Origin of the sequence: Deinococcus psychrotolerans (genome assembly GCF_003860465.1) — a bacterium.
Lineage (GTDB): Bacteria > Deinococcota > Deinococci > Deinococcales > Deinococcaceae > Deinococcus > Deinococcus psychrotolerans.
In genome coordinates this window covers 1943766-1965256 of sequence record NZ_CP034183.1, presented here as the reverse complement: position 1 = coordinate 1965256, position 21491 = coordinate 1943766, and the positions used below count along the sequence as shown (strand labels likewise).

General features: G+C 64.2%; 19 protein-coding genes, 2 tRNA genes and 1 other RNA gene. 11 read left to right on the top strand and 11 right to left on the bottom strand.

The genetic code is table 11. From position 1 onward, the window contains the following. Positions 1-57: 57 nt before the first annotated feature. The 7 genes from EHF33_RS09680 to EHF33_RS09650 form a co-directional block, all read right to left on the bottom strand. On the bottom strand, positions 58-1254 hold the full coding sequence (locus EHF33_RS09680; RefSeq protein WP_241191127.1) for an erythromycin esterase family protein: 1197 nt from the start codon (positions 1252-1254) through the stop codon (positions 58-60). A gap of 385 nt (positions 1255-1639) precedes the next feature. After that, positions 1640-1716: transfer RNA gene (locus EHF33_RS09675), tRNA-Ile, on the bottom strand. A gap of 92 nt (positions 1717-1808) precedes the next feature. Next, complete coding sequence (argJ, locus tag EHF33_RS09670; RefSeq protein ID WP_124870609.1) at positions 1809-2963, bottom strand: bifunctional glutamate N-acetyltransferase/amino-acid acetyltransferase ArgJ; 1155 nt, start codon at positions 2961-2963, stop codon at positions 1809-1811. A 46-nt stretch (positions 2964-3009) separates the two neighbouring features. Beyond that, positions 3010-3597 (bottom strand): hypothetical protein, encoded by a 588-nt coding sequence (locus EHF33_RS09665; RefSeq protein ID WP_124870605.1) that lies wholly within the window; start codon positions 3595-3597, stop codon positions 3010-3012. 56 nt (positions 3598-3653) lie between these two features. After that, positions 3654-5144 (bottom strand): tripartite tricarboxylate transporter permease, encoded by a 1491-nt coding sequence (locus EHF33_RS09660; protein WP_124870602.1) that lies wholly within the window; start codon positions 5142-5144, stop codon positions 3654-3656. Continuing rightward, positions 5144-5662, bottom strand: coding sequence for a tripartite tricarboxylate transporter TctB family protein (locus EHF33_RS09655; RefSeq protein ID WP_124870599.1), 519 nt, complete (start codon positions 5660-5662; stop codon positions 5144-5146). The genes EHF33_RS09660 and EHF33_RS09655 overlap by 1 nt, the downstream gene beginning before the upstream one ends. Positions 5663-5757: 95 nt before the next feature. Continuing rightward, on the bottom strand, positions 5758-6726 hold the full coding sequence (locus EHF33_RS09650) for a Bug family tripartite tricarboxylate transporter substrate binding protein (RefSeq protein WP_124870596.1): 969 nt from the start codon (positions 6724-6726) through the stop codon (positions 5758-5760). 246 nt (positions 6727-6972) lie between these two features. On the opposite strand from EHF33_RS09650, the gene EHF33_RS09645 reads away from it, so the two are divergent. Further along, positions 6973-8589 carry an ATP-binding protein gene (locus EHF33_RS09645; protein ID WP_241191126.1) on the top strand — a complete coding sequence of 539 codons (1617 nt, stop codon included), beginning with the start codon at positions 6973-6975 and terminating at the stop codon, positions 8587-8589. Then, on the top strand, positions 8586-9272 hold the full coding sequence (locus EHF33_RS09640; RefSeq protein WP_241191125.1) for a response regulator: 687 nt from the start codon (positions 8586-8588) through the stop codon (positions 9270-9272). The genes EHF33_RS09645 and EHF33_RS09640 overlap by 4 nt, the downstream gene beginning before the upstream one ends. A 22-nt stretch (positions 9273-9294) precedes the next feature. Here the strand turns inward: EHF33_RS09640 and rraA are convergent, their stop codons facing one another. Continuing rightward, positions 9295-9792 (bottom strand): ribonuclease E activity regulator RraA, encoded by a 498-nt coding sequence (gene rraA / locus EHF33_RS09635; RefSeq protein WP_124870593.1) that lies wholly within the window; start codon positions 9790-9792, stop codon positions 9295-9297. Positions 9793-9902: 110 nt separating this feature from the next. On the opposite strand from rraA, the gene EHF33_RS09630 reads away from it, so the two are divergent. Together EHF33_RS09630 and EHF33_RS09625 are read left to right on the top strand one after the other, a co-directional pair. Continuing rightward, positions 9903-9977 (top strand) — tRNA-Asn (locus EHF33_RS09630). A 191-nt stretch (positions 9978-10168) separates the two neighbouring features. Then, positions 10169-11110 (top strand): DUF808 domain-containing protein, encoded by a 942-nt coding sequence (locus EHF33_RS09625; protein ID WP_124870590.1) that lies wholly within the window; start codon positions 10169-10171, stop codon positions 11108-11110. 49 nt (positions 11111-11159) lie between these two features. On the opposite strand, the gene EHF33_RS09620 is transcribed toward EHF33_RS09625, so the two are convergent. Together EHF33_RS09620 and EHF33_RS09615 are read right to left on the bottom strand one after the other, a co-directional pair. Continuing rightward, positions 11160-11777, bottom strand: a complete 618-nt coding sequence (locus tag EHF33_RS09620) for an NAD(P)-dependent oxidoreductase (protein ID WP_124870587.1) — start codon at positions 11775-11777, stop codon at positions 11160-11162. A gap of 165 nt (positions 11778-11942) precedes the next feature. Beyond that, positions 11943-13067 carry a sensor histidine kinase KdpD gene (locus EHF33_RS09615; RefSeq protein WP_124870584.1) on the bottom strand — a complete coding sequence of 375 codons (1125 nt, stop codon included), beginning with the start codon at positions 13065-13067 and terminating at the stop codon, positions 11943-11945. A 344-nt stretch (positions 13068-13411) separates the two neighbouring features. On the opposite strand from EHF33_RS09615, the gene EHF33_RS09610 reads away from it, so the two are divergent. From EHF33_RS09610 to EHF33_RS09595, 4 genes are all read left to right on the top strand, one after another. Continuing rightward, positions 13412-14977, top strand: coding sequence for a sensor histidine kinase (locus tag EHF33_RS09610; protein ID WP_124870581.1), 1566 nt, complete (start codon positions 13412-13414; stop codon positions 14975-14977). Then, on the top strand, positions 14970-15602 hold the full coding sequence (locus tag EHF33_RS09605) for a response regulator transcription factor (RefSeq protein ID WP_124870578.1): 633 nt from the start codon (positions 14970-14972) through the stop codon (positions 15600-15602). The genes EHF33_RS09610 and EHF33_RS09605 overlap by 8 nt, the downstream gene beginning before the upstream one ends. Before the next feature lie 90 nt (positions 15603-15692). After that, positions 15693-16136 (top strand): NUDIX domain-containing protein, encoded by a 444-nt coding sequence (locus EHF33_RS09600; RefSeq protein ID WP_124870575.1) that lies wholly within the window; start codon positions 15693-15695, stop codon positions 16134-16136. Then, the gene (locus EHF33_RS09595) at positions 16133-16879 is read left to right on the top strand and encodes an SDR family NAD(P)-dependent oxidoreductase (protein WP_124870572.1); all 747 of its coding nucleotides are present in this window, start codon (positions 16133-16135) and stop codon (positions 16877-16879) included. Before EHF33_RS09600 ends, EHF33_RS09595 begins: the two co-directional genes overlap by 4 nt. A 28-nt stretch (positions 16880-16907) precedes the next feature. On the opposite strand, the gene dprA is transcribed toward EHF33_RS09595, so the two are convergent. Continuing rightward, positions 16908-18020: a DNA-processing protein DprA gene (gene dprA / locus EHF33_RS09590; RefSeq protein ID WP_124870569.1), complete on the bottom strand. Its 1113-nt coding sequence runs from the start codon at positions 18018-18020 to the stop codon at positions 16908-16910. Between the two features lie 136 nt (positions 18021-18156). Here dprA and ssrA point away from each other — a divergent pair. From ssrA to EHF33_RS09575, 3 genes are all read left to right on the top strand, one after another. After that, positions 18157-18512: a transfer-messenger RNA gene (ssrA, locus tag EHF33_RS09585) on the top strand. Between the two features lie 314 nt (positions 18513-18826). Then, entirely contained in the window at positions 18827-19828 is a 1002-nt protein-coding gene (locus tag EHF33_RS09580) for a roadblock/LC7 domain-containing protein (protein WP_124870567.1), read from the top strand. Positions 19829-19839: 11 nt separating this feature from the next. After that, a complete protein-coding gene (locus EHF33_RS09575) occupies positions 19840-21465 on the top strand; it encodes a hypothetical protein (RefSeq protein ID WP_124870564.1) in 1626 nt (541 codons plus the stop codon). Positions 21466-21491: the final 26 nt, after the last annotated feature.

Genomic DNA, 21491 nt, shown 5'->3' with positions numbered 1-21491 from the left:
TGGCACAATTTAGACGGCCCGAATCTGCCGGACAGAATCTCGTTACCTGTGCCCTCTTTACTCCTGAGCAGGAACCGGCAAGAGAAGCACTCCGTCGCTCTGCGCGAGGCGTTCAAGAGACATCGGAAAGCTGGCGGCGTTCTCTTCTGCTTTCCTCTGCTGGCCTGCTGACAGGAGGGGCGTCAGTGCTGGGGCGGCGTACAAGTGTGGGGTCACCGGCTCCGGGTAAGGCGCGGGCAGACCCAGGTTCGTCCCACTGGCCATGCCGATAAAGGCGTACTGCTGGCCCCACTGGGCGGCCAGATGCGCTCCGGCGGGCCACCAGTCGGCGTTCATGATGTCCATCCTGATCTGGCTCGCCCCGCGCTGAAGATGCGAGCTGTGGGCGAAGACCAGCGTGGGGCCGCGTGGCCGTTCCCGCTCGGCGATGGCGGTCAGGTTTTCGGTCATCATCACGTCCCGCAGCCCTAAGAGCTGTGAAATGCGCTGCGGCGACGACCCGGCAAGGACGGCGTGATAACGCAGCAGACCCAGAGCCGTTCGGGCGCTCAACTGCGCTTGCCAGATTTCGTCTGACCAGAAGCCGTCCTGCGCTGTGAGGCCGGGAAGCTGGGTACCCAAAAAGCCCAGCAAATCATCGGTCAGCACCCGCAGTTGCCGGGCGTCCTGTGTGGCCCCGACGGACTGGTTGGGGTTCATGGCGGCGGCGGGATTCGTCCAGCGGGCGTCGTCTCCGCAGCGTTGTTCGAGGGTGGCCCGGTCAACCGGCAGGTGGGCGAAGTGACGTGCCAGGAAGTCATAGAGACTGAGCAGGGCGTGGCGCGGGCTGGCCGCCCACATGTTCTCGATAGGAGGATCAAAGCCGTAAAACCTCACGCCCCGCGTTTCAGGACGCCCAGCATTGAAGGCCCGCATCCAAGCCAGCAGGTCGCGGTTGGCTTTAACCTGGCCGAAGCCGTGACTGAAGCCGCCCTCCATCACTTCATCCAGCGTGCCTTGACCCGAAGTGACGTAGTCGCTGGCCCGCATTGCGGCAAACACGTCGCTCTCAATGGCAATCGAGCAAAATCCCTGCGTTTTGACCAAGGACTCGAAGACGCGGTTGCGCCAAGCGGGGAAGGCCTCGACACCGTGGGTCGGCTCTCCCAAACCCAAAAGCTGCGGAGGAGCGGGCAAGCTGTCCAGAAAAGCGCTGAGGGCCACGTCCGGCTCGGTCATGTCCCAGCCGAGTTGAGGAGGCATCTGGTTTGTCATGGTGGGTTCCTTTGCCGCCGTGAAGTTGCTGCGACCCCTTCAGCATTCCTGTGCAAGATGTGAGAACGCTTACGGAAAAGCATTCATTGAATCTTAAGATTCTAAAATTTAGGGTTCGTGGCGCTGCCGCTCTTGCTCAGGTCGCCCAGCCGCTCAAAAGTGCTCCAGCTTGGTTCGGGTTACGCCGGAGAAACTGAACGTGACCTTGCTCCGCCGCTCGACTTGCAGATGACACAACCAGCTGTCCCGAAGATTGGTACGGCTGGGCATCTTGCTGCGGCGTGTTTTGGCGTGGAGCAAGAGCGCACAATCACTGACGCTCAGACTCAGTTTGATATTCTCAGAGAAACGAAAAAACCCCGTCTAAGACGAGGCTGATTCTGGTTGGTGCGGATGCCCAGACTTGAACTGGGGACCTCACGCTTATCAGGCGTGCGCTCTAACCAACTGAGCTACACCCGCGCACCGCTCATGCTCCGGCCAAAGCCTTCACAAGCGGTAGGTAGCTTATCAGCGGCCCTACGGGCTGTCAAGAAGGCGGGCCGCCGCTGCACTCAGGTCGTGTAATCGGCGTTGATCCGCACGTAGTCGGCGCTGAGGTCGCAGCCCCACGCCTCGCCTTTACTTTGGCCCACCGCGAGGTCGATTTCAAACACGACTTCCTCGGCGTTCATGGCTTTGGAAACGGCCACGGCGTCGTACTGGAGCGGCTGAGCATGAAAGACCGGTACACCCTGAACGCCCACCCGCAGGTTGTCGAGGTTGAGTCTGGCTCCGCTGCGGCCCAGCGCCATGATGACCCGTCCCCAGTTGGGATCGCGGCCATGCACCGCACTCTTGAGCAGTGGGCTGGCAGCGCAGGTGCGGGCGGCCAGCAGCGCATCGGCCTCGCTGCCTGCGCCCGTGACCTTGACGGTCAGCAGGGTGGTCGCGCCCTCGCCGTCGCGGGCGATCTCGCGTGCAAGGTCGCGCATGACTTCTTCCAAAGTCGCCAGAAACTCGGCGGTGTCGGCAGCGCCCGCTTCCCCGTTACACAGAACTGCCGTCATGTCGTTGGTGGAGGTGTCGCCGTCCACCGTCACAGCGTTGAAGGTGCGGGCCACAATCGCGCCAAAAGCCGCCCGCAGCGCCGCCTGATCTATCGCCGCGTCGCTGTAGACGAACGAGAACATGGTGGCCATGTCGGGGTGAATCATGCCGCTGCCCTTGGCCACGCCCACGATACGCTGCCCGCCTGCCAGGGTGCGCTCAGCGATCTTGGGGCGGGTATCGGTGGTCATGATCGCCTGCGCGTGGATGTCCACGTCGCCTTGTACTCCGTCCGCCAGCTTCGGGACGCCACTTCTTACCTTGTCCATCGGCAAGCGGTGGCCGATGATGCCGGTGGAAGCGCTCAGCACACTTTCGGGGGTGATGTCCAGCGCTCCGGCCAGCAGCTCGCTCATCTCGGTGTTGTCTGCTGCACCGCCCTCACCTGTGGCGGCGTTGGCCACTCCCGAGTTGACCAGAATGGCCCGCAGGGGCAGGCCCGCGTCGTAGAGCTGCCGGGCGCGGGTGACGCAGGCGGCGGCGGCGGCGCTGCGGGTTCCGGCAAAGGCCCAGACACACGGCGTGCGCGACACCACGGCGGTGAGGTCACTTTTGCCGCTGGGCTTGATTCCGGCGGCGAGGGCGGCGGTCTGAAAGCCTTGGGGGAGTGGAGTGGTCATGCAAACGAGTCTAGAGGTTTGACGAGCCAGATAAGCTCGGCCGTACTCAGTTGGCGCTGCTGCTGCGGACCTGTCTGGAGGTTGTCAGCGCCAGCGGCGTTACGCTGAGCCACAAAATGAGCGCACACCCCAGCCCGACAAAGGCTGACCTCAACTCAATCGGGGGCGATGAACCAAGCTGCACCGGCAAAAACAACGCCGTAGCTCCGAGCAGGCAAAACGCGCCCGCGACCCAGACAAAAGTGCCACTCCGGAAGGCGGGAACCAGCCCCAGAAAATGGAGTCCCACCAGAATGGCGATCACCGGCATGATGGCGTCGGGATGTCCGCTGACGGTGAGCAACCGGCCCGCCACTGGAAAAGCGATCAGCATGGCCGTGACCGCAATCCGGTATGGGGTGGTGAGAAAAGGATTGACGGCTGGCGAAGCGGACTGATTGGGTGACTGCTTGGCCCGGCGGTAAAACTTGAAGCCCACCGTTGCCAGCCCCAGGCTCACCAGTACAACCAGAATGAGCGCGGGAATGCGCCAGTTTCCCGGCAGAGCCAGACTTCCGCTGATGCCCCATCCCAGCGCGAATCCGGCACTGATGAGGATAGACATTGCCGCGCCGTGCAGATGAGTGGCTTCCATAAGGCGTCAGGGTAGACCAACGCCCATGATTGACGTGAGTTTGCCAACTTGGTGCTCTACGCCCGCGCCCGCGCCCGCGCCCGCAAAATCGGCGGCAGCAGTAGCGCCAGCACCACGATCACCAGAATGAAGGCCGAGCTGGGCTGCGTCGCGAACACCGTGTAGTCGCCGTTGCTCTGCTGCATGGCCGTGCGGAAAAAGTTCTCAGCGGTTGGCCCCAGGATGACGCCGATGATGGCGGGCGTCACTGGGAAGTCGAAGCGGCGCATCCCGTAACCGACGAGCCCGAAAATCGCCAGCAAGAACAAATCGAAGATGCTGTTGTTGAGGCTGTAAATGCCCACCGTGCTGAACACCAAAATACCCGCGTACAAAAAGGGCCGGGGAATGTTGAGCAGCTTGGCCCACACCGGAGCCAGCGGCAAATTGAGCAGCAGCAGCATGAAGTTGCCGATATAGAGAGAAGCGATCAGGCCCCACACCAGATCGCCGTTGGTGATAAACAGCAGCGGCCCCGGTTGCAGGCCGTACTGCTGGAAGGCAGCCAACAAAATGGCAGCGGTGGCGCTGGTGGGTAGGCCGAGGGTCAGCAGTGGCACCAGCACGCCCGCCGCGCTGGCATTGTTGGCGGCTTCTGGCCCGGCCACACCCTCAATCGCGCCGTGCCCGAACTCCTCAGGGTGCTTGCTGAGTTTCTTTTCGAGGGTGTAACTCAGAAACGTGGGAATCTCTGCGCCGCCTGCCGGAATCGCGCCGAAGGGAAAGCCCAGCGCGGTGCCGCGTAGCCAGGGCTTCCAGCTTCTGCGCCAGTCCTCGCGGCTCATACTGGCGTTGCCTTGCAACTTGATGACGCTGCCACTATTTTTGCGGAGTCGGGTGGCCACGAACAGGGTTTCCCCGATGGCAAACAGACCGATCACCACCGTCACGAAGTCCACCCCGTCGAGTAGTTCGGGAAAGCCCAGCGTGAACCGCGCCTGCCCACTCTGAAGGTCGGTGCCGACCAGACCGATGGCCAGCCCAAAAAATAAGCTCAGCAATCCGCGCAATGGGCTTCCGCCAAAGGTGGCGCTGATGGTCACGAACGCCAGCAAGATCAGGGCGAATTTGGCGCTCGGCGGAATCTGCACGGCGATTTCGGCGATGGCGGGCGCGGCAAAGGTCAGCAACATGGTGCCGATGGTTCCGGCCACGAATGAGCCGATGGCGGCGGTGGCCAGCGCGGCGGCGGCGCGGCCTTTGCGGGCCATCTTGTTGCCTTCCAGCGCAGTGATGATGCTGGCCGACTCGCCGGGGGTATTCAGCAAAATAGAAGTGGTGGAGCCGCCGAACATGCCGCCGTAATAGATACCCGCGAACATGATGAAAGCGCTGACCGGCGGCAACTTGGCGGTGACGGGCAGCAGCAGCGCCACCGTCAGAGCTGGGCCGATGCCGGGCAGCACACCGACCAGAGTGCCCAGCGTGACGCCGATGAGCGCCCACAGCAAGTTGAGCGGCGTCAGGGCCGTTTCAAAGCCCGCGAAGAGAGAAGTCAGGGCGTCCATCAGAGGATGCCTTTGAGAATGCCCGGTGGCAAGTTGAGGCCCAGCCCACGTGTGAAGACCAGGTAAGTGATGAGTGCGACGATCAGCGAAATGGCAACGAGCAGCAGGTAACGCCGCTCACCGAAGGCGAAGGCCACGCTGAAATACATCAGCGCCGTGCCGAACACAAAACCCAGCGGCGAGAGCAGCAGTGCCCCAATTAAGAAGCCGCCCAGAATGATGCCTGCCGCCGCCAGATTGACCGGCGCGTCAGGATCGGTGTCCTCTTCGGCAGCGGGTTCGGCCTTTGCGCCGCGAAGGGTGGCCACGAGAAGCAGCAGACCCAGCACAGTCAGGCCGCTGCTGACGATCAGCGGAAAGACGCGGGGACTGACGATGGTGTTCATGCCCGAATCGGCGATGCGCTGCGTGCCGAAAAACAGCCAGATGCCCAGTGCGGTCAGGGCGACGGCCACCAGCAGATCAGGCCAACTGATAGCGGGTTTGGTAGGTAGAGAGGGTGAGGCGGGCTGGGTCATGTGGCTCCTTTTTGGCGCGGGTGTTGGGGAAGCGAATCCTCTTCCCACCAAAAAGCGGAGCAGCTCTGATCGGGCCGCTCCGCTTTTCTGAGTTTTTACTTCACCAGGCCGATGCTTTGCAGCACTTCCTTGGTGCGGGCGGCTTCCAGCTTGAGGTACACGTCAAATTTGGAGCCGCTGAGGTAAAGGTCTGTCCAGCTGCGGGTCTTGAGGGTGTCTTTCCACTCTTTGCTGGCGTGCATCTTGTCGAGCGCACTGACCAGCACGGCCTTCTCGCTGCTGCTGATGCCGGGGGGAGCCACGATGCCGCGCCAGTTGGCCAGTTCGACATTCAGGCCCTGTGACTTGAGGGTCGGTACGTCGATGCCCGCCTGCGGTTTGGCCGAGCTGATACCCACCGCCCGCAGTTTGCCCGCCTTGATCTGGGCCTCGAACTCGCCGTAGCCCGCCACCGCCGCCGCCACCTGATTGCCCAGCACTGCGGCCAGCGTCTCGCCGCCGCCACTGAACGGCACGTAGTTCATCTTCTTGGGGTCGATGCCTGCCGCTTTGGCCATCAAACCGACCAGCATATGATCGGTGCCGCCCGCGCTGCCACCCGCAAAGGCCACCTTGCCAGGGTCGACTTTCCAGGCGGCCACCAGATCGCCCATATTTTTATAGGGGCTGCTGGCCGGAACCACCACCACCTCATATTCGCCAGTCAGGCGGGCCAGCGGCGTGACCCGCGAGAGGTCCACCTTGCTGCTGTTGGTCTGAATGGCCCCGACCATCACCAGACCCATCGTCATCATCAGTGCGCCGTCGCCCTTGGCGTTGTAAAGCTGCGCCAGGCCGATGGTGCCGCCCGCGCCCGGCACGTTGAAGACCTGCACCGGCTTGGTGATGCCCACGTCCTGCATCACGCCCTGAATGGCCCGGCTGGTCTGGTCCCAGCCGCCGCCGGGGCTGGCCGGAGCCATGATTCGCAAATTGGGAATGGTCTGGGCACTGGCGAGCGGTGCGGCGGCCAGCAGGGCAAGCGAGAGGGCCAGTTTGGACAGACGGTTTACGGTTCTGGACATGAATTCTCCTGAATGAAGCGCTTCAGCACGGCGGCTGATCACCTTCAAAGGTTGAGTTTGGCGTGAGTGAAGCTTAATGGATCGCCCCGGTCAGCGCAAGCATTTTTTTGCGGCTGGCACGGTCTTTTTGCTCATTTGGGCTGCACTCAATGAACGCAATGCACGAAAGTCGGGCGCGGTGAGCAGCCCAGGAAGGCTTGCTCTAAACTGCACAGACGCCCCTCAACCGTTCTCAGGAGAAACCCCGTGTCCTCATCCCGCTTCCCCGCCCGTTTCGGCGCGGCCCGCCCACCTGCCAGCGGCTGGCCGCTTTCCCGGCTGTTTTTACGCTTGGGCATTGGCGGGCGCTTGGTGGCGCTGCACATTCTGATTCTGTGCGTGCTTACGCTGCTGCTGGTCGTCATCGAAGTCGGGCGCTTGTCCACGCAGGCCCGCGCTGAGCTGGGGCAACGGGCGCTGACCGCTTCGCGTTTGGTGGCCCAGTTTCCCGCCGTAATCGAGGGAGCCAGCCGAGGCGAGCAAAGCCCGACGCTCAATACTTTTGTCAACATCCTGCGGGGAGAAGTCGGAGCCGATTACATCGTGGTGGGCGAGCGGCACGGTATTCGGCTGGCCCACCCTTCGCCAGACCGTCTCGGTAAAGCGATGGAGGGCGGCGATAACGATGGGCCGTTTGCTGGGCAGGAAATCATCAGCGTGGCGCGGGGGTCGCTGGGGCTGGCGGTGCGCGGCAAGGTGCCGGTTCTGGACGGTGAGGAGATCGTTGGGGTGGTGTCCACCGGCTTTTTGATGCCGCAGGTGCAGGCGCTGGCTCGCCAGGCTTTATTGGCCCTGCTGCCCTGGTTCGTGCTGGCGCTGGCGTTTGGATCGCTCGGCGCGGTACTGATCGCCCGGCAGCTGCGGCGCGACATTCTGGGCCTAGAGCCGGAGCAGATCGCCACGCTGGTGCAGGAGCATCAGGCGGTGCTGTCGGCGCTGGGCGAGGGCGTGCTGGCGCTGGGGCCAAACAACGAGATCACGCTGGCCAGCGCTCAGGCGCAACTGGCGCTGGGGTTGCCCGATTTGCCAGATCGCCCGCTGCTGGCACAGGTCTGGCCCGCCGCCGCCCAATTGAGCGCCGAGCGTCGCCACAATCTGGAACTGCCGCTGGGCAAGATCAGCGTCCTGGTCAACACCGAGCCGCTGCCGGGCGGCGGCAAGGTGCTGACCTTCCGTGAGCGCGGCGCGGCCCTGCGGCTGGCCGAGGAACTGACCCAGGTGCGCTCGTTGGTCGACGTGCTGCGTGCCCAGGGCCACGAATACGCCAACCACCTGCACGTGCTGTCGGGGCTGCTGCACCTCGGCCACGTCGAGGAAGCGGCCAGTTTGCTCCGAGGCCAGATTGAGGCCGACACTGCGTTCCGTGAACTGACCCGCGAGCTGCAAGTGCCGCGTGTGGCGGCGTTGCTGTTCGGGCAAAGAGAGCGGGCGCAGGAACTCGGCCTGCTGTTCGGTGTGGAGGCCCAGTCCAACCTCTCGCCGCGCTGGGAGCGGCACGCGGGGGCACTCGTCACCATTCTCGGCAACTTGATTCAAAACGCCTTTGAAGCGCTGAGCAGTGTTGGGGGTGGGGAGGTGATTCTCAGCATCGGTGAAGACCCCGATGGCCTGCAACTCGAAGTGCAGGACAGCGGCCCCGGCGTGGCGAGCGTCCTCCAGAACAGCCTGTTTCAGCGCGGCGTGAGCAGCAAAGGCGAGGGACGCGGGCATGGGCTGGCCAACGTGCGGGCGCGGGTCGAGGAACTGGGCGGCAGTTTGCGGGTCTTTCGGCGCGGTGAAAGCACAGTGTTTCAGGTCAATCTGCCGCCGCTGGAGAGCGCGTGAAAGCCGCAAAAACCGCTACGGTGCGGGTGCTCTTGGTGGAAGATGATTTGCGGGTGGCCCGTGTCAACCGCGAGTGGCTGGAGCGCGACCCCGACGTGCATGTGGTGGGCACGGCGGTCAACTGCGCTCAGGCGAGTGAGCTCTTGCGGGCCCTCACGCCCGATCTGGTGCTGCTGGACGTGCATCTGCCCGACGGCAGCGGGGCCGAGTTGCTGCGCGGCTGGCGTGCGGCGGGGCAGTGGGTGGACGTGGTGATGGTCACGGCGGCAGGCGACGAGGCCACTGTGCGCGGCTCGCTGGCTTACGGCGTGCTGGATTACCTGATCAAGCCGTTTGGCGGCTCGCGGCTGGCCGAGGCGGTGGCGCGGCACCGATTGCGGGCGCGGCTGACGCAAGACACCTTCAATCAGGCCGCTCTCGACCGCTTCAGGGGCGTGCAGGCCAGCGAAGAAGCAGCCCTTCCCAAAGGCGTGGATGTCCACACCTTGGAGCGGGTCGCCGCTTGCCTGATACAGGCTTTGCCAGAACCCCTCAGCGCCGAGGATGTGGGAACGCGGGTGGGGCTGAGCCGCGTCACCGCCTGGCGCTACCTCGAATTTCTGGTCAAAAGTGGTCAGGCCGAACTCGCCCACCTCTACGGCGCGGCGGGGCGGCCGGCCAAGCTCTACCGGGCGCGGGAATGAAGTTGGAGCGTGAGCAGTGGCTTTACTCTCTTCTCTCGTCCAGGTGCAGCTCGGTGGCCGATACCAGCAGGCCGTCCTCATCAGCGTAGAGCCAGTCGCCGGGTTCAATACGGAGTCCAGCAAATTCCAGCGCTCCGCCGCGCAGACCCTCTCCCCGTTTCTCGCTGCGCCGTGGATGGCTGCCCAGCGCCTTGACGCCCAGCTTTTGCCCGCCGAGTTCGGCCGTATCGCGCACGCAGCCGTGCAGCACAACGCCCGCCCAGCCATTCTGGACGCCCAGGTGGGCCAGTTGGCCGCCCACCAAAGCGCAGCTCAACGAGCCGCTCGCGTCGACGACCAACACCCGGCCCTCGCCCGGCGTTTGCAGTTCGGCCCGCACCAGGCTGTTGTCGTCCTCCACTTTGAGGGTCATGACCCTGCCGCTAAAACGGATCAGGCCGCCGTAATCGCGCCACACAGGAGCAGAAACTTGCACAGCGGGAAAGGCGTCGCAGAGGTCGGCCGTCGCGTAAGAAGACATGCGCCCAGCCTAGCGCCTGACTGGGCACGCCGCAGGGTGGGGACTTGCACCTTTTGCCCAGGACTGCTATCCTTCCTGTCGCTGAAGTTGTGTCCTGCTTCAAGCGGTGTTCGGCAGTAGCTCAGTGGCAGAGCGTTCGACTGTTAATCGAATGGTCGTAGGTTCGACCCCTACCTGCCGAGCCAGATCAAGAAACCTCGTTTATGACGGGGTTTTTTTGTTTTGAATTGCGGGGAAGATGTCGATGGCCTTTGATCAATTCATGCCAGCGTTAACTCAATGGTGGAGCAGATTCCGCCCTTGCTAGAATGCAAAGTCTGATGACGCTCCAGTCCATGCCCAGCAATTTGTTCCCACTGCCCGAAAAGCGGCTCGCATGAGCGGCGGTTTGGTGGCCCTGCTCGACGACGTGGCCGCTCTCGCCAAGCTGGCTGCCGCCTCTATAGATGATATCGGCGCGGCGGCCAGCAAGGCGGGCGTCAAAGCCGTCGGTGTGGTGATCGACGACACGGCGGTCACGCCCCGCTACGTCACTGGCTTCACGCCGGAGCGCGAGTTGCCGATCATCTGGCGCATCGCCAAGGGGTCGCTGAAAAACAAGATCGTGTTCATCCTGCCCGCCGCGCTGCTGCTCAGCCAGTTTTTGCCGTGGGCGCTCAATCCGCTGCTGATGGTGGGCGGAGCGTACCTGTGCTTCGAGGGGGCCGAGAAGCTGTATGAAGCAGTCTGGGGCCACCACGATACGCAGGGAGAGGCCGTCATCAAGCTGAGCAGCGACGCCCACGAGCAGCAGATGGTCTCGGGCGCGATTCGCACCGACTTCATTTTGTCGGCAGAGATCATGGCGATTTCGCTGGGCGAGGTGGCGGATCAACCGATTTTTGCCCGCGCCATCATCTTGGTGGCTGTGGCGCTGATGATCACGGCGCTGGTCTACGGCGTGGTGGGACTGATCGTCAAAGCCGACGATCTGGGTGTTCGCCTGGCAGCCACCGGTTCCAAGACCGCTCAGGCTGCGGGGCGCGGACTGGTCAAAGGCATGCCGGTGATCATGTCGGCCCTCTCAGTGATCGGTACGGCAGCGATGCTGTGGGTCGGCGGTCACATCATCACCGACGGGCTCAATAAGTTCGGGCTGAGCTGGCCTGCCCACACCCTGCACGATCTGGCGTTGGGAGCGGGCCACGCCGTTCCCTTCGCAGAGGGAATTGTGGAGTGGCTGGTCGAAACGCTGGGGTCTGCGGTGGTGGGCGTGCTGGTGGGCGGCTTCATCGTGGCGGCGCTGCATCTGCGCCCGAAGAAGGCCGCAGCGCACTGAGCAGCGGGCCAGTGGGTGACCTGCCACTGAAGCCCGCCGTCAGTAGCCGTCAGTAAGCGATGCCAACCCGGTAACCGATGTGCTCTTTTGCCAGCAGTTCGGCGTAGGCGTAGGCCGCTGTGTCGCCGGTGGAGATCTGCTGACCGTCCACTGGAAGGTAATCCCGCTGCGTCCGGTAGCCGCCGACGGCTTCTCCATCCGGCAAATACGTCGGGCAGATGACCGTCCAGTCGAGCGGAGAATCACGCAGCATCTCGTACGCTTTTTGGTGCTCCTCTGCGGCGAAGGTCTGCTTGCGGCGCGAATCGCTGGTCTGGTAGCGCAGCTTGCCCGGCTCGGTTCGGCTCTCCAAAATGCCTGCCGTTCCGATGGTGACGATTCTCGCTACGCCGTGCTCTTTCATGCCCTGAATGATGGCCGCCGTCGCCTCGGTCAGCGTGGTTGCCGAATCTGTTCCGAGGGCGCTCATGACGGCGTCCGCTCCGGCGATGGTCTGCCTGACCGCTTCCGCGTCTCGCACATCGCCCTGCACCAGTGTCAGGCCTGCTTGCGCCGTACTCTTTTCGGGCGACCTGACCAGCGCCCTGACTTCATGGCCGTCTTGCAAGGCGCGGCGAAGAATCTCGCTGCCTGTGCGCCCCGTCGCTCCAAAAAACGTTATGTTCACGGTGTGTGCCTCCTGTTGCCCCAGAAGTATCACTGAATGGCGAGTGAGTGAAGGGGGATAGCACACTGAACGTTATCGGCGGCCAAGCAGGTCAACCGGGCAGCTTTTGGAAATGGCCTGCCTGCAACTGCAAAGCGTTTTGCTGCGAGCGGTTCAACGTGGCCCTCAGTCCCGGCTGATGATATGCACGTCCACGTCCCGCGTGCTGCGCAGAACTTGTTTGATTAAATCGCCGCGCCAGAGTTCGGCCCAGCGTGAGCGGCTGGTTTCGCCCATGACCACTTGGGTGGCCCGCGAACGCCCGACATAGCCGATCAGTGCGGCGGCCACCCCGCTTTCGCCGTCCAGCACTTCAAATTGGCCGCCCAGCGCCACGGTCAGGGTGCGGTAGGCATCCAGCAGGCGCGACTGATCAGACGTGATGCGCGGGCCGCGAATGGTGACCACATGCAGCGCACCGTGTAGCCGAGCGGCCAGTTGACCGCCCCGGCGAATCAAGCGCCCAGCACTTTCCTCGGCGGCAATGGCGACGACGACGATTTCGTGAACGCCGGGGCTGCCGGTCGGGGCGGCCTGCTCCACCACGCTCGCCACTTGCCGCAGAGCGATTTCGCGCAGCGCCATCAAGTTGGGTGAGGTAAAGAAATTGCCCAGCGCTTGATCCACTTTTTCGGGGCCGTAGACTTGACCGGCCTTCATCCGGGCGCGGAGATCGTGCGGCGTCAAATCGACCAGCACCAGTTCGGTGGCTTCACTCAGCACAGCGTCGGGAATCCGCTCGCGCACCCGCACGCCGGTCAGCCGGGCCACGGTGTCGTTGAGCGATTCCAGATGCTGCACGTTGACGGTAGACAGCACGGTGATGCCCGCCGCTAGCAGCGCTTCGACGTCTTGCCAGCGTTTCTGGCGCTCGCTGCCGGGGGCGTTGGTGTGGGCCAGCTCATCGACCAGCACCACTTCGGGGCGGCGGGCCAGCAGACCCGGCACGTCCAGCTCACTCAGTTCGGTGCCGCCGTGAAGAATCACCCGGCGGGGAAACAGCGGCAGCCCCTCGGCCGCGCGGATGGTCTCGGGGCGTCCGTGGGTTTCCACAATACCGATCAGGGCGTCCTCGCCTTTTGCCACCCGCTCGCGCAGTTCGCTGAGGGCGCGGTAAGTCTTACCGACGCCCGCCGCCATCCCGATAAAGACTTTGTGGACGCCGCGCACAGGAGCGCTTGACCCACCCGACTGACCGGGAAGGGTCAGCCGCTGTGGGGAGCGCTCAGAAGGGGACTCGGCGTCCGGCATCTCTTCAGCGCCCAGCCTGCGGAGCCGCCGAGTTGAGTGGCAAAGTGGGTTTCAGCTTGGCAGCGGCATTCACCAGTCCACGCACCCACGCCACCTGACTCCTGGCTCTGGCAGGGCGGGCTTGAGAGTCAAGATTCGCGGCGAGTCGGTCGGGTTTGCAAAGGGGGAAAGTGAGTATCAAAACTTCCTCGTTCAGCTCAGATGCGCCAGTCATTTTGGTGTCGCCATTTTAAGGTCGCTTTATGGTGCGCCGACGTCTTCATCTGTACCATTCGTCTATCGGCCAGTCAGATTGGCCAGTTGGCCAGTGGCCCGCTCGCCGCTTTCGGATAGCTTTAAGGGCGATGCGAGAAATCCTGCGTCTTCTGTTCGGGCCGCCCAAACTGCCGCTGCAAAGCGCGACGCTGTGGGCGGTGTGCCTCACGCTGCTGGGCGCGGTGCTGCTGACCGACTTGCTGACGCCCGCTTCGCTGGTGGTGGGCACCTTGCTCACGGTGCCGGTGGCGCTGGCCGCGCTGGGCAGTTCGCGCCGCCCGGTGCTGATCTTGACGCTGCTGGGGGTACTGGGTTCACTGGTGGCCGCCGTCTTCAACGCCGTGGCCGACGGCTTCAGCAGCGCCGATCTGGCCAACCGCACCGTCAGCCTGCTGGCCATTTTGTTGGTGGGCGGACTGACTCTGCGCTCCCGCGAGGCTTCCGAACGGGCCGTGCAGATCGCCGAGGATGAGCGCCAGTTGCAGCGCGAACGCTTGCTGCGCCGCCTCGCTGAAGACATGGGCGGCCCGCTGGGTCAGGCCGAGTTCGTGGAGCGGGCCGCCACTGCTATGCAGCGCCTGACCGGGGCCAGCAGCGTCGAGGTGGGCGCGGTCGAAAAGGCCATCTTGCGCCGTCCCCACGCGCTGGCGTTCGCGCCAGGAGTCGAAGCGGACGATCACCGCTCCCACCTGAACAGCCGCCTGCCGCTGGAGTATTTGGCCCAACCGGTGGGCGCGGGCGACGTGTGGGCGGCCGACGGCGGAGCGCTTTTGCTGGCCAGGCTGCGCCGAACTGAGGGCGGCGATTTGCTGCTGATCGCTCAGCGCCCCCAGATTCCGCTGGCCCTGACGGCTGAAGCGGTTTCGGTTCTCCAACCGCTGCTGGAGCGCACTGCTCTGCTCGACGACTTGCGGGTGCAGCGCCAGCAGGTCAGCGAACGCGGCGAACTGCTGCGCGATCTGGTCTACGCCTTTTCGCATGATCTGCGCACTCCCCTGCTCGCCAACGCGGTCAACATGAAAGCTGCCCTGCGCGGCGCGTACGGCCCGCTTCCCGCAACGTATCTGGGCACCCTGGAAAACGGCCTGGAGTCCAACGCCACGCTGCTGGCCCTCGCCGAGAAGCTCCTCTTGGTCACCAAGTACGAAAGCGGCGAGGCCGACGACCTGATGGAAGAAGTCAACTTGCGGGCGCTGGTGCAGAGCGTGCTCGAAGACCTGCGCCCCCGCATCGAGGAGCGCCGCTTGGTTGTGGAGCGCGACCTGGAAGCGGTGCGGCTGTGGGGCCGCCCGCACGATCTGCGCCGCGCCGTCCAGAACCTGCTGGACAATGCGGTCAAGTTCAGCCCACTCGCCAGCACCCTGCGCGTTTCCCTGGCTCAGGAAGACAGCGAGGCAATGTTGAGCGTGCAAGATGAGGGGCCAGGCGTATCGGCGTCCCGTCAGCCGCAACTCTTTCAGCGCTTCCGGGGCGGCGGCGCGGGCAGCGGCACCGGGCTGGGCCTTTACCTGACCCGCCGCATCGCCGAGGCCCACGGCGGCCATGTCCGCTACACCCGCACCAGCAAAAACCGCAGCCTCTTTACCCTGACGCTGCCCGTCACCGGAGAGCCTGCTCCTGAAGAGCTCGGTTCTGGAGGAAAGGCCTATGTCTGAAGAAACGATCCGAATTTTATTGGTCGAAGACCACGCCTTTACCCGCGACGGCCTGCGGGCCACCCTCAATTTGGAAGCCGACTTGCACGTCGTCGCCGAGGCTCGCAGCGGTGAAGAAGCCCTGGAGCGCTTAGCCAGCGTGGAAGTGGACGTGGCGGTGGTGGACATCGGCCTGCCCGGCATAGACGGCATTCAGACCGCCGCCGAGATCCGGCGTGGCTGGCCGGAGGTGCGAATCGTGATGCTGACCGCCCACGACCTGCGCCAAGAAGTCTTTGCGGCGCTGGCATCCGGGGCGGCGGCTTACTGCCTCAAGAGCGCCAAACCCGAACTGTTGCTGCTGGCGGTGCGGGCGGCGGCGGCGGGCAGCGCCTACCTCGATCCGCAGGTGGCCCACCACGTGCTGGGCGGCGTGCGTGCGCCGGGTTCAGCTCCGCTGCTGACCCCCCGCGAGCTGGAGGTGCTGCGCCTGATCGCCGACGGCCTGTCGAACAAAGACATCGCGGCGCAGCTGGGGGTCAGCGTCAGCACCGTCAAGCTGTACGTGCAGGAACTGCTCATCAAGTTGCAGGCCGCCGACCGGACTCAGGCAGCGGTCAAGGCTCTGCGGCAGGGCTGGCTCTAGGGAGGGATGAGCGCGGATCTCAGCGCCGGTCTGTCGATGCCCATAAGCCATCACACATCCCGCTCTCCATTCAGCCGCTAAGCTCACCCCATGAATGACCGTCCCTCAGATTCTGATTCTGCTGCCCCCCCATCAAGGCCGCTGGTGTGCGTCGGCGCGTTGGTAAGCGGCCCCGCCGGCTACCTGATTGTCCAGACCACCAAATGGCGCGGCAGTTGGGGCGTGCCGGGCGGCAAAGTCGAGTACGGCGAAACGCTGCTGGCCGCCGTTGAGCGCGAATTTGTGGAAGAAACCGGCCTGAAGATCACCCACATCCGAGCGGCCCAGACCCAAGAGGCGGTGCGCTCAGCCGAGTTTCAAAAAGATTCTCACATGCTGCTGTTCGATTTCTTTGCCCAGACCGAAGATGAGACCATCACGCCCAATGAGGAGATCGTCCAGTGGGCCTGGGTCAGTTTGGAAGAAGCGCTGACCTATCCGCTCAACAGCTTCACCCGCACCCTAGTTGAGCTGGCTATCAAGGAAGGCGCATGAAGCCCTACACCGCTCTCGTCACCGGGGGAGCGCGGGGCATCGGGCGCGGGGTGGCGCTGGCGCTGGCGGGTGCGGGCTACCACGTGGCCGTGCAGTACCGCTCCAGTGCCGAGGACGCCGCCGAAACGGCCCAGTTGTGCCGTGAGCTGGGTGTTCAAGCTGATACCTTCCAGGCCGAGTTGACCGACCCCGATCAAGCTGCCGCTGTGGTGGAGTGGGCGCACCGCCGCTTTGAAACGCCGCTGATTCAATCGCCGCTGGGCGTGCTGGTCAACGTGGTGGGCAACTATGTTCACCGCCGCTGGGATCAGACCACTCCCGACGAGTGGAACGACATGCTGGGCAGCAACCTCAGCGCCACTTTCTACACCTGCCGGGTGGCCGTGCCGCTGATGCGGGGCAATCAACCGGACGCAAGCAGCTTCGGTCGGGTCGTCAACTTCGGCTATGCGGGCGCACAGAACTTGCTGGCCCGGCCCGGCGTGGTGCCGTACGCGGCGGCCAAAGCGGGCGTCATTGCGCTGACCAAGGCCATTGCCCGCACTGAGGCTCAGTACGGCATCAGCGCCAACGTGGTGTCGCCGGGCGTCATCGAAACCTCAGTCAGCCAGCCGCTCACCGAGATTCCGGCGGGGCGGCTCGGCACGGTGGACGAAGTGGCGCGGGCCGTGATGACCTTCGTGGAAGGCAGCGCTTACCTGACCGGCCAGGTGCTGGAAGTCTCGGGCGGCTGGAACCTCTAGCACCGAAATCACTCAGCGCCTCAACCAATCAGCGGCGTAGATACCGCCCGCCCCGTTCGTCCACGAGGCCGCACAACCCCAGCATGGTCAGGGCCAGTTGCGCCTCGCTGATGTTCAGCCCGCTGCGCGACACCACGTCGTCCAGCAAAACCGCGCCGGTTTCGGGCAGGGCGGCGTACACCAGCGCCTGCTCGGGGCTCATGTCTAGGTGGACGGGCGCGGGCGCTTCACCCCAGCCGAGTTCGTGCAGCACGTCGCTCACGTTTTCGGTCAGCACCGCGCCCTCGCGCAGCAAGCGGTGGGGGCCAGCCGCTAAGGGATCACCCGCCCGGCCCGGCACCGCGAAGGCGCTGCGCCCGCATTCGAGCGCGTGCGTGGCGGTAATCATCGCGCCGCTTTTCAAATCGCCCTCGATGACCACCGAACCGGCGCTCAGAGCGGCAATCAAGCGGTTTCGCTGCGGAAAATGGTGGGTGGCAGGCCGCGTGCCCATCGGGTACTCGCTGACCAAAGTCAGGCGGGCAGCGAGGCGGGCATTTTCGGCGGGGTAAATCACGTCCACCCCGCAGCCCAAGAGCGCCGTGCTGACGCCGCCCGCGTCCAAAGCGGCTTGGTGGGCGGCGCTGTCGATGCCGCGTGCCAGGCCGCTGACCACGTTGACTCCGGCGCGGGCGAGGTCGCCCGACAACTGGCGGGTGAATTTGAGGGCGTGGTCGCTGGCGGCGCGGGTACCGACGATGCCCACCGCACGCGGCACCACCTCCTGCGGCAGATCAGCGCCGCGTACCCACAGCGCAGCGGGCGGGTCTTGCAGGGCTTCGAGCGCCGCCGGATAGCCTTCCAGCCCGCGCCCCAGCACCTGCACTCCAGCTTCGCGGGCGCGGCTGAGTTCTTGCTGCGCCCGGACGCCCACCCCCGCCGCACCAATGGCGCTCAGCGATTTGGTATCGAGGCCCGGCACTGCCCGCAACTGGGTCAGCGAAGCGCCCAGCACCGCCTGCGCCGAGCCGAAATGCCGCCGCAGGTTCTCGATGCGGCGCGGCCCCAGAGCGGGTGTGAAGCGCAGGGTCAGCAGCGCCAGCAACTCGGCGTCTGTGTCTTCGGGAAGGTTCAGGTCGGGGGCAGCGTCCATCAAGCTCATGATTGAGATGCTAAATGGCCGGGCCTGACATATTCCCGACACCCGGCCGTTATAACCGCCTGACGCCGGGGTGAGACGGCCTAAGCCATTTGCTCAAGGCGAAATGGGCGTGAGATGTTCTATACTGAATTCATCTGGGGGCGATCCGGTTTCGACGGGGATTACTGAAGGATGTGGTGCGTGTCGAGGTGGCCGTTGGCCTCGTTAAAAAGCGGCAAAGCCTTTAACTGGCAACAATAACAGCTTTGCAATGGCTGCCTAAACCCCAGCCCAGCAACCGTAGAGCCTCGCCATTGGCGCTGCGCGAGCTGATTTAAACAATGGCTAGCTCCGGTTTTACTCTGGTGCCGGGCGCGAACTAAAACAGAGTTAAGGAAAGGAACGCCCGCCTGTAGGCCAGTCCCGCCCCGACAATTCAATTTGCAGGCTACACACGTAGAGTCACGCTGAATGGGTTTCCGGACGAGAGTTCGACTCTCTCCGCCTCCACCACCCAACAAAACCCGCCGCTTTTCCTTTGAGGAAGGCGGCGGGGTTTTTGTGCCTTTAAGAGCGGTCAAATTACCGACGGTGGATAGTTCTGCAATCCCGCATACAAGCAGCTTAACGAGCGCTTGCCCACACCGATCGGAACATGAGCGGGAGCGCTGACGTACCTCACGGATCACTTGAGCGCACTTCGGCAAGTCAGAAAACTGACCTGAAGCAAAAAGCCTGAAATTCGCGGCCCAGCGCAGATCAAGACCACAGACAGTGGAGGGCTGAGAGAAAGGTGTAAGCGGGTTTAACTATACTTGTGGCAACTTATGCCGAATCCTGTCTTCCGACTCACTGCACGCTCACTTTCCAAAGTGGTGTCGGGCCGCGCTGCCGAGACGATGCTGAGCGCTTCGCTGCGTGATCTCAAGCTGTCGCCAGAAACGGTGACGGCAAGGGACATGCAGCGCGTTCTCTCTGGCCCGCTCGAGCGCCGCCTCTCACAGGCCCTTCCCGGCACGGCGGCATTTGATAAATTACAAGCCCTTTCCCAGCGACTTGAGCGCCTCGATTTGAGAGCCTCGGATTTGTTTGACCAGGGTGCCCGTACCGTGATCTGGGATCAGGAAGACACCGATACCCAGTGGAGTGATGATGAGCGTCTGCTCGGTGCTCCCGCCCACAGCCCCATCCACAGCACAGAGGAGCCGAGTTATCAGCGCCCGGCCAGTTCAAGCAGCCCCGGCCCAAGCAGTTCTGACTTAAACCCTCCCATATCCACTTCCCGCGCACCAGCTCCGCCGAGCCTAACCACCCAATCACCGGCCCAAGCGTTATCCTTCACGGGCCAAAATGAGGAGATCGTGAACGATTTGAGCGCCGATGCACCGACTGACCCCACACTCCACAACCCGCCTGAAGCTGCGATTGGTGACAATTTCAGCGCCGATGATTTCGAGTTCAGTGACCCCGATTATGTTCACCTTCAAGCGGCGGTCAAGCGCTACGAACTGCTGACGGCCCAGGGCCAAGACGCGCTGCTCTACGAACTCGCTCGTCACCCCGGGGTGCAGACCGTGGTGCTGTGCAGCACCGAAGGCCAAGTGCTGAGCGTGCGTGCGCCGCAGGGTGCGCCGCAACTCGGCAGCGTGGTGGCCGCCACCGCCATGCTTTTTCGCCAGCGCGAACTCAAGCTGCTCAGCGCCGACTTGGGCAACGCCACCGTGTGTATGCGGGTGGTGGGAAACTACTGCGTGGCTCTTTTGGCACGCGGCAACGTCAACGTCGGGCGGCTGCTCACCGAGCTCCAGCAAATCGAGGTCAGCGCATGAAGGCCACTTGTTTGTTTCACTCTGTCACTTCTGGCACTGCCAACTCCAACACCTCCAACCGCGCCGCTCTCTTGGCGCTCAGCGTGCTGGCCAGCGGCGCACTCGGTCAGGCCGGGGCGCAAAATCTGGACGCTTACCGCAGCCTCAAAACGGCCCTGAACCAAGCGGTGCAAGACCGGGCTTTTAGCAAAGGCCGCAGCCTCAGCGACCTCCAAAAGGCCCAGCAAGCGCTCGACAGTTTGCAGCCCACCATTCAAGACAAAGTTCTCTCGCAGGGCCTAACGGACGCGCTGTCGGCTTCCCGCGCTTCGCTGGCCCGCAGCCCCGCCGAGCTGGAAGCCCAAGTCACTCAGGCGCGGGGCCTGATGCGGGCGGTGCTGTACACCCAGACCCTCACTGCCCTGCCCACTGCCCAGCAACCCAACCAAGCCCGCTTGCTGACCGAGGAATTTGGCCTCAGCGGCGCGGCCAGCAGCCAGTTTCTGACCTCGCTGGCCAGCGGCAAAACGGCGCAGGCCCAGCGCCTGATCGAGCAGGCCGCTGCCCGCAAAGTGCAGGGTTACCTCGGCGCGGTGAACTTGACCAACAAGACCGCTGCCTACCTCAACCTCACGCGGGCGGCCAGTTGGTTCACGGCGGTGCAGAGTGCGCCGGGAGCCGGAGCCCTGCAAGTCGATCAGTTTGCCAGCGCCCTGAACGCCGTCACTGGCGGCGACGCGGCGGCGGCCAGCACCGCCCTCCAAACCCTGCGCAGCAGCTCGGCCAGCTTTGTGCAGGCGGCCAGCGGCGCAGCGCCCAGCACAGCGGTCAATACCGTTCCGACGCTGCCCAAACCCACTCCGGCTCAGGCTGGCACGCCGCCGAGTGCGCCCGCGACGACTCCGGTGACGACTCCGGCGGCCAATTCCCGTCCCAGTTCGTCTGGCAGTGCAGGCGGAGCCGACCGCATCTACGCCGCCCTCGGACGCGCCCTGAGCGCCGCTTCGGTGGCTGATCAAGCCGCCGCCCGCAGCGCTCTCGAAGACGCCCAGCAAGCCTTGAACCAGTCGCCCACGCTTGGCCGCAGCGCCAGCTCCGCCGCACTGGCCACTGATTTGAGCACCCTCAAGACCCGCAGTGGCCTGCGCCCCAGCGACGTGCAGTCGGCCATTGGTGACCTCGCCAACGTGGAAGCCGAGGTCAAGGGCCAAACCGGCAGCGTGCTGAACGCGTCGGCGGCCAGCGTCTCACGCGGCGTCGGCGGCAGCATCCGGGCGGCGCTGTTTTTCGTGCTGGCGCTGGTCTCGCTGTATCCGCTTTACTTGCTCAATCTGGCTTTCGGCAGCCGCAATCCGTACTGGCGCTCGGTGCTGGGCGGCCTCGTGCTGCTGCTGTTGCCGCTGCTGCTCGAAGGTGTGTTCGGCTTGCTGGGCTGGCTGGGCGATTTGGTGGGCTTCGGGGCGCTCCGCAGCCTGACCAACTTGACCCTGACCCAAAACGCCTGGGGCGGCCCGGTGTGGGCGCTGAGCTTGGTGCTGGCACTGACGGCGTTGACCTACGGCTTTAGGGGCCTGTGCATTCAGTTCGGGCTGCTGGGCAGCGCCAAGCCGATGCAAACCGAAACCCAGAGCAGCCTCGAATGGGACGAGGAAATCTGATGGCCCGCTCTGCGCCGTGCGCCGTG

Excerpts from the sequence above, each read along its gene's own strand:
- EHF33_RS09680 (WP_241191127.1), bottom strand. The coding sequence starts at position 1,254 with ATGACAAACCAGATGCCTCCTCAACTCGGCTGGGACATGACCGAGCCG.
- argJ (WP_124870609.1), bottom strand. The coding sequence starts at position 2,963 with ATGACCACTCCACTCCCCCAAGGCTTTCAGACCGCCGCCCTCGCCGCC.
- EHF33_RS09665 (WP_124870605.1), bottom strand. The coding sequence starts at position 3,597 with ATGGAAGCCACTCATCTGCACGGCGCGGCAATGTCTATCCTCATCAGT.
- EHF33_RS09660 (WP_124870602.1), bottom strand. The coding sequence starts at position 5,144 with ATGGACGCCCTGACTTCTCTCTTCGCGGGCTTTGAAACGGCCCTGACG.
- EHF33_RS09655 (WP_124870599.1), bottom strand. The coding sequence starts at position 5,662 with ATGACCCAGCCCGCCTCACCCTCTCTACCTACCAAACCCGCTATCAGT.
- EHF33_RS09650 (WP_124870596.1), bottom strand. The coding sequence starts at position 6,726 with ATGTCCAGAACCGTAAACCGTCTGTCCAAACTGGCCCTCTCGCTTGCC.
- rraA (WP_124870593.1), bottom strand. The coding sequence starts at position 9,792 with ATGTCTTCTTACGCGACGGCCGACCTCTGCGACGCCTTTCCCGCTGTG.
- EHF33_RS09625 (WP_124870590.1), top strand. The coding sequence starts at position 10,169 with ATGAGCGGCGGTTTGGTGGCCCTGCTCGACGACGTGGCCGCTCTCGCC.
- EHF33_RS09615 (WP_124870584.1), bottom strand. The coding sequence starts at position 13,067 with ATGCCGGACGCCGAGTCCCCTTCTGAGCGCTCCCCACAGCGGCTGACC.
- EHF33_RS09610 (WP_124870581.1), top strand. The coding sequence starts at position 13,412 with ATGCGAGAAATCCTGCGTCTTCTGTTCGGGCCGCCCAAACTGCCGCTG.
- EHF33_RS09605 (WP_124870578.1), top strand. The coding sequence starts at position 14,970 with ATGTCTGAAGAAACGATCCGAATTTTATTGGTCGAAGACCACGCCTTT.
- EHF33_RS09600 (WP_124870575.1), top strand. The coding sequence starts at position 15,693 with ATGAATGACCGTCCCTCAGATTCTGATTCTGCTGCCCCCCCATCAAGG.
- EHF33_RS09595 (WP_124870572.1), top strand. The coding sequence starts at position 16,133 with ATGAAGCCCTACACCGCTCTCGTCACCGGGGGAGCGCGGGGCATCGGG.
- dprA (WP_124870569.1), bottom strand. The coding sequence starts at position 18,020 with ATGAGCTTGATGGACGCTGCCCCCGACCTGAACCTTCCCGAAGACACA.
- EHF33_RS09580 (WP_124870567.1), top strand. The coding sequence starts at position 18,827 with ATGCCGAATCCTGTCTTCCGACTCACTGCACGCTCACTTTCCAAAGTG.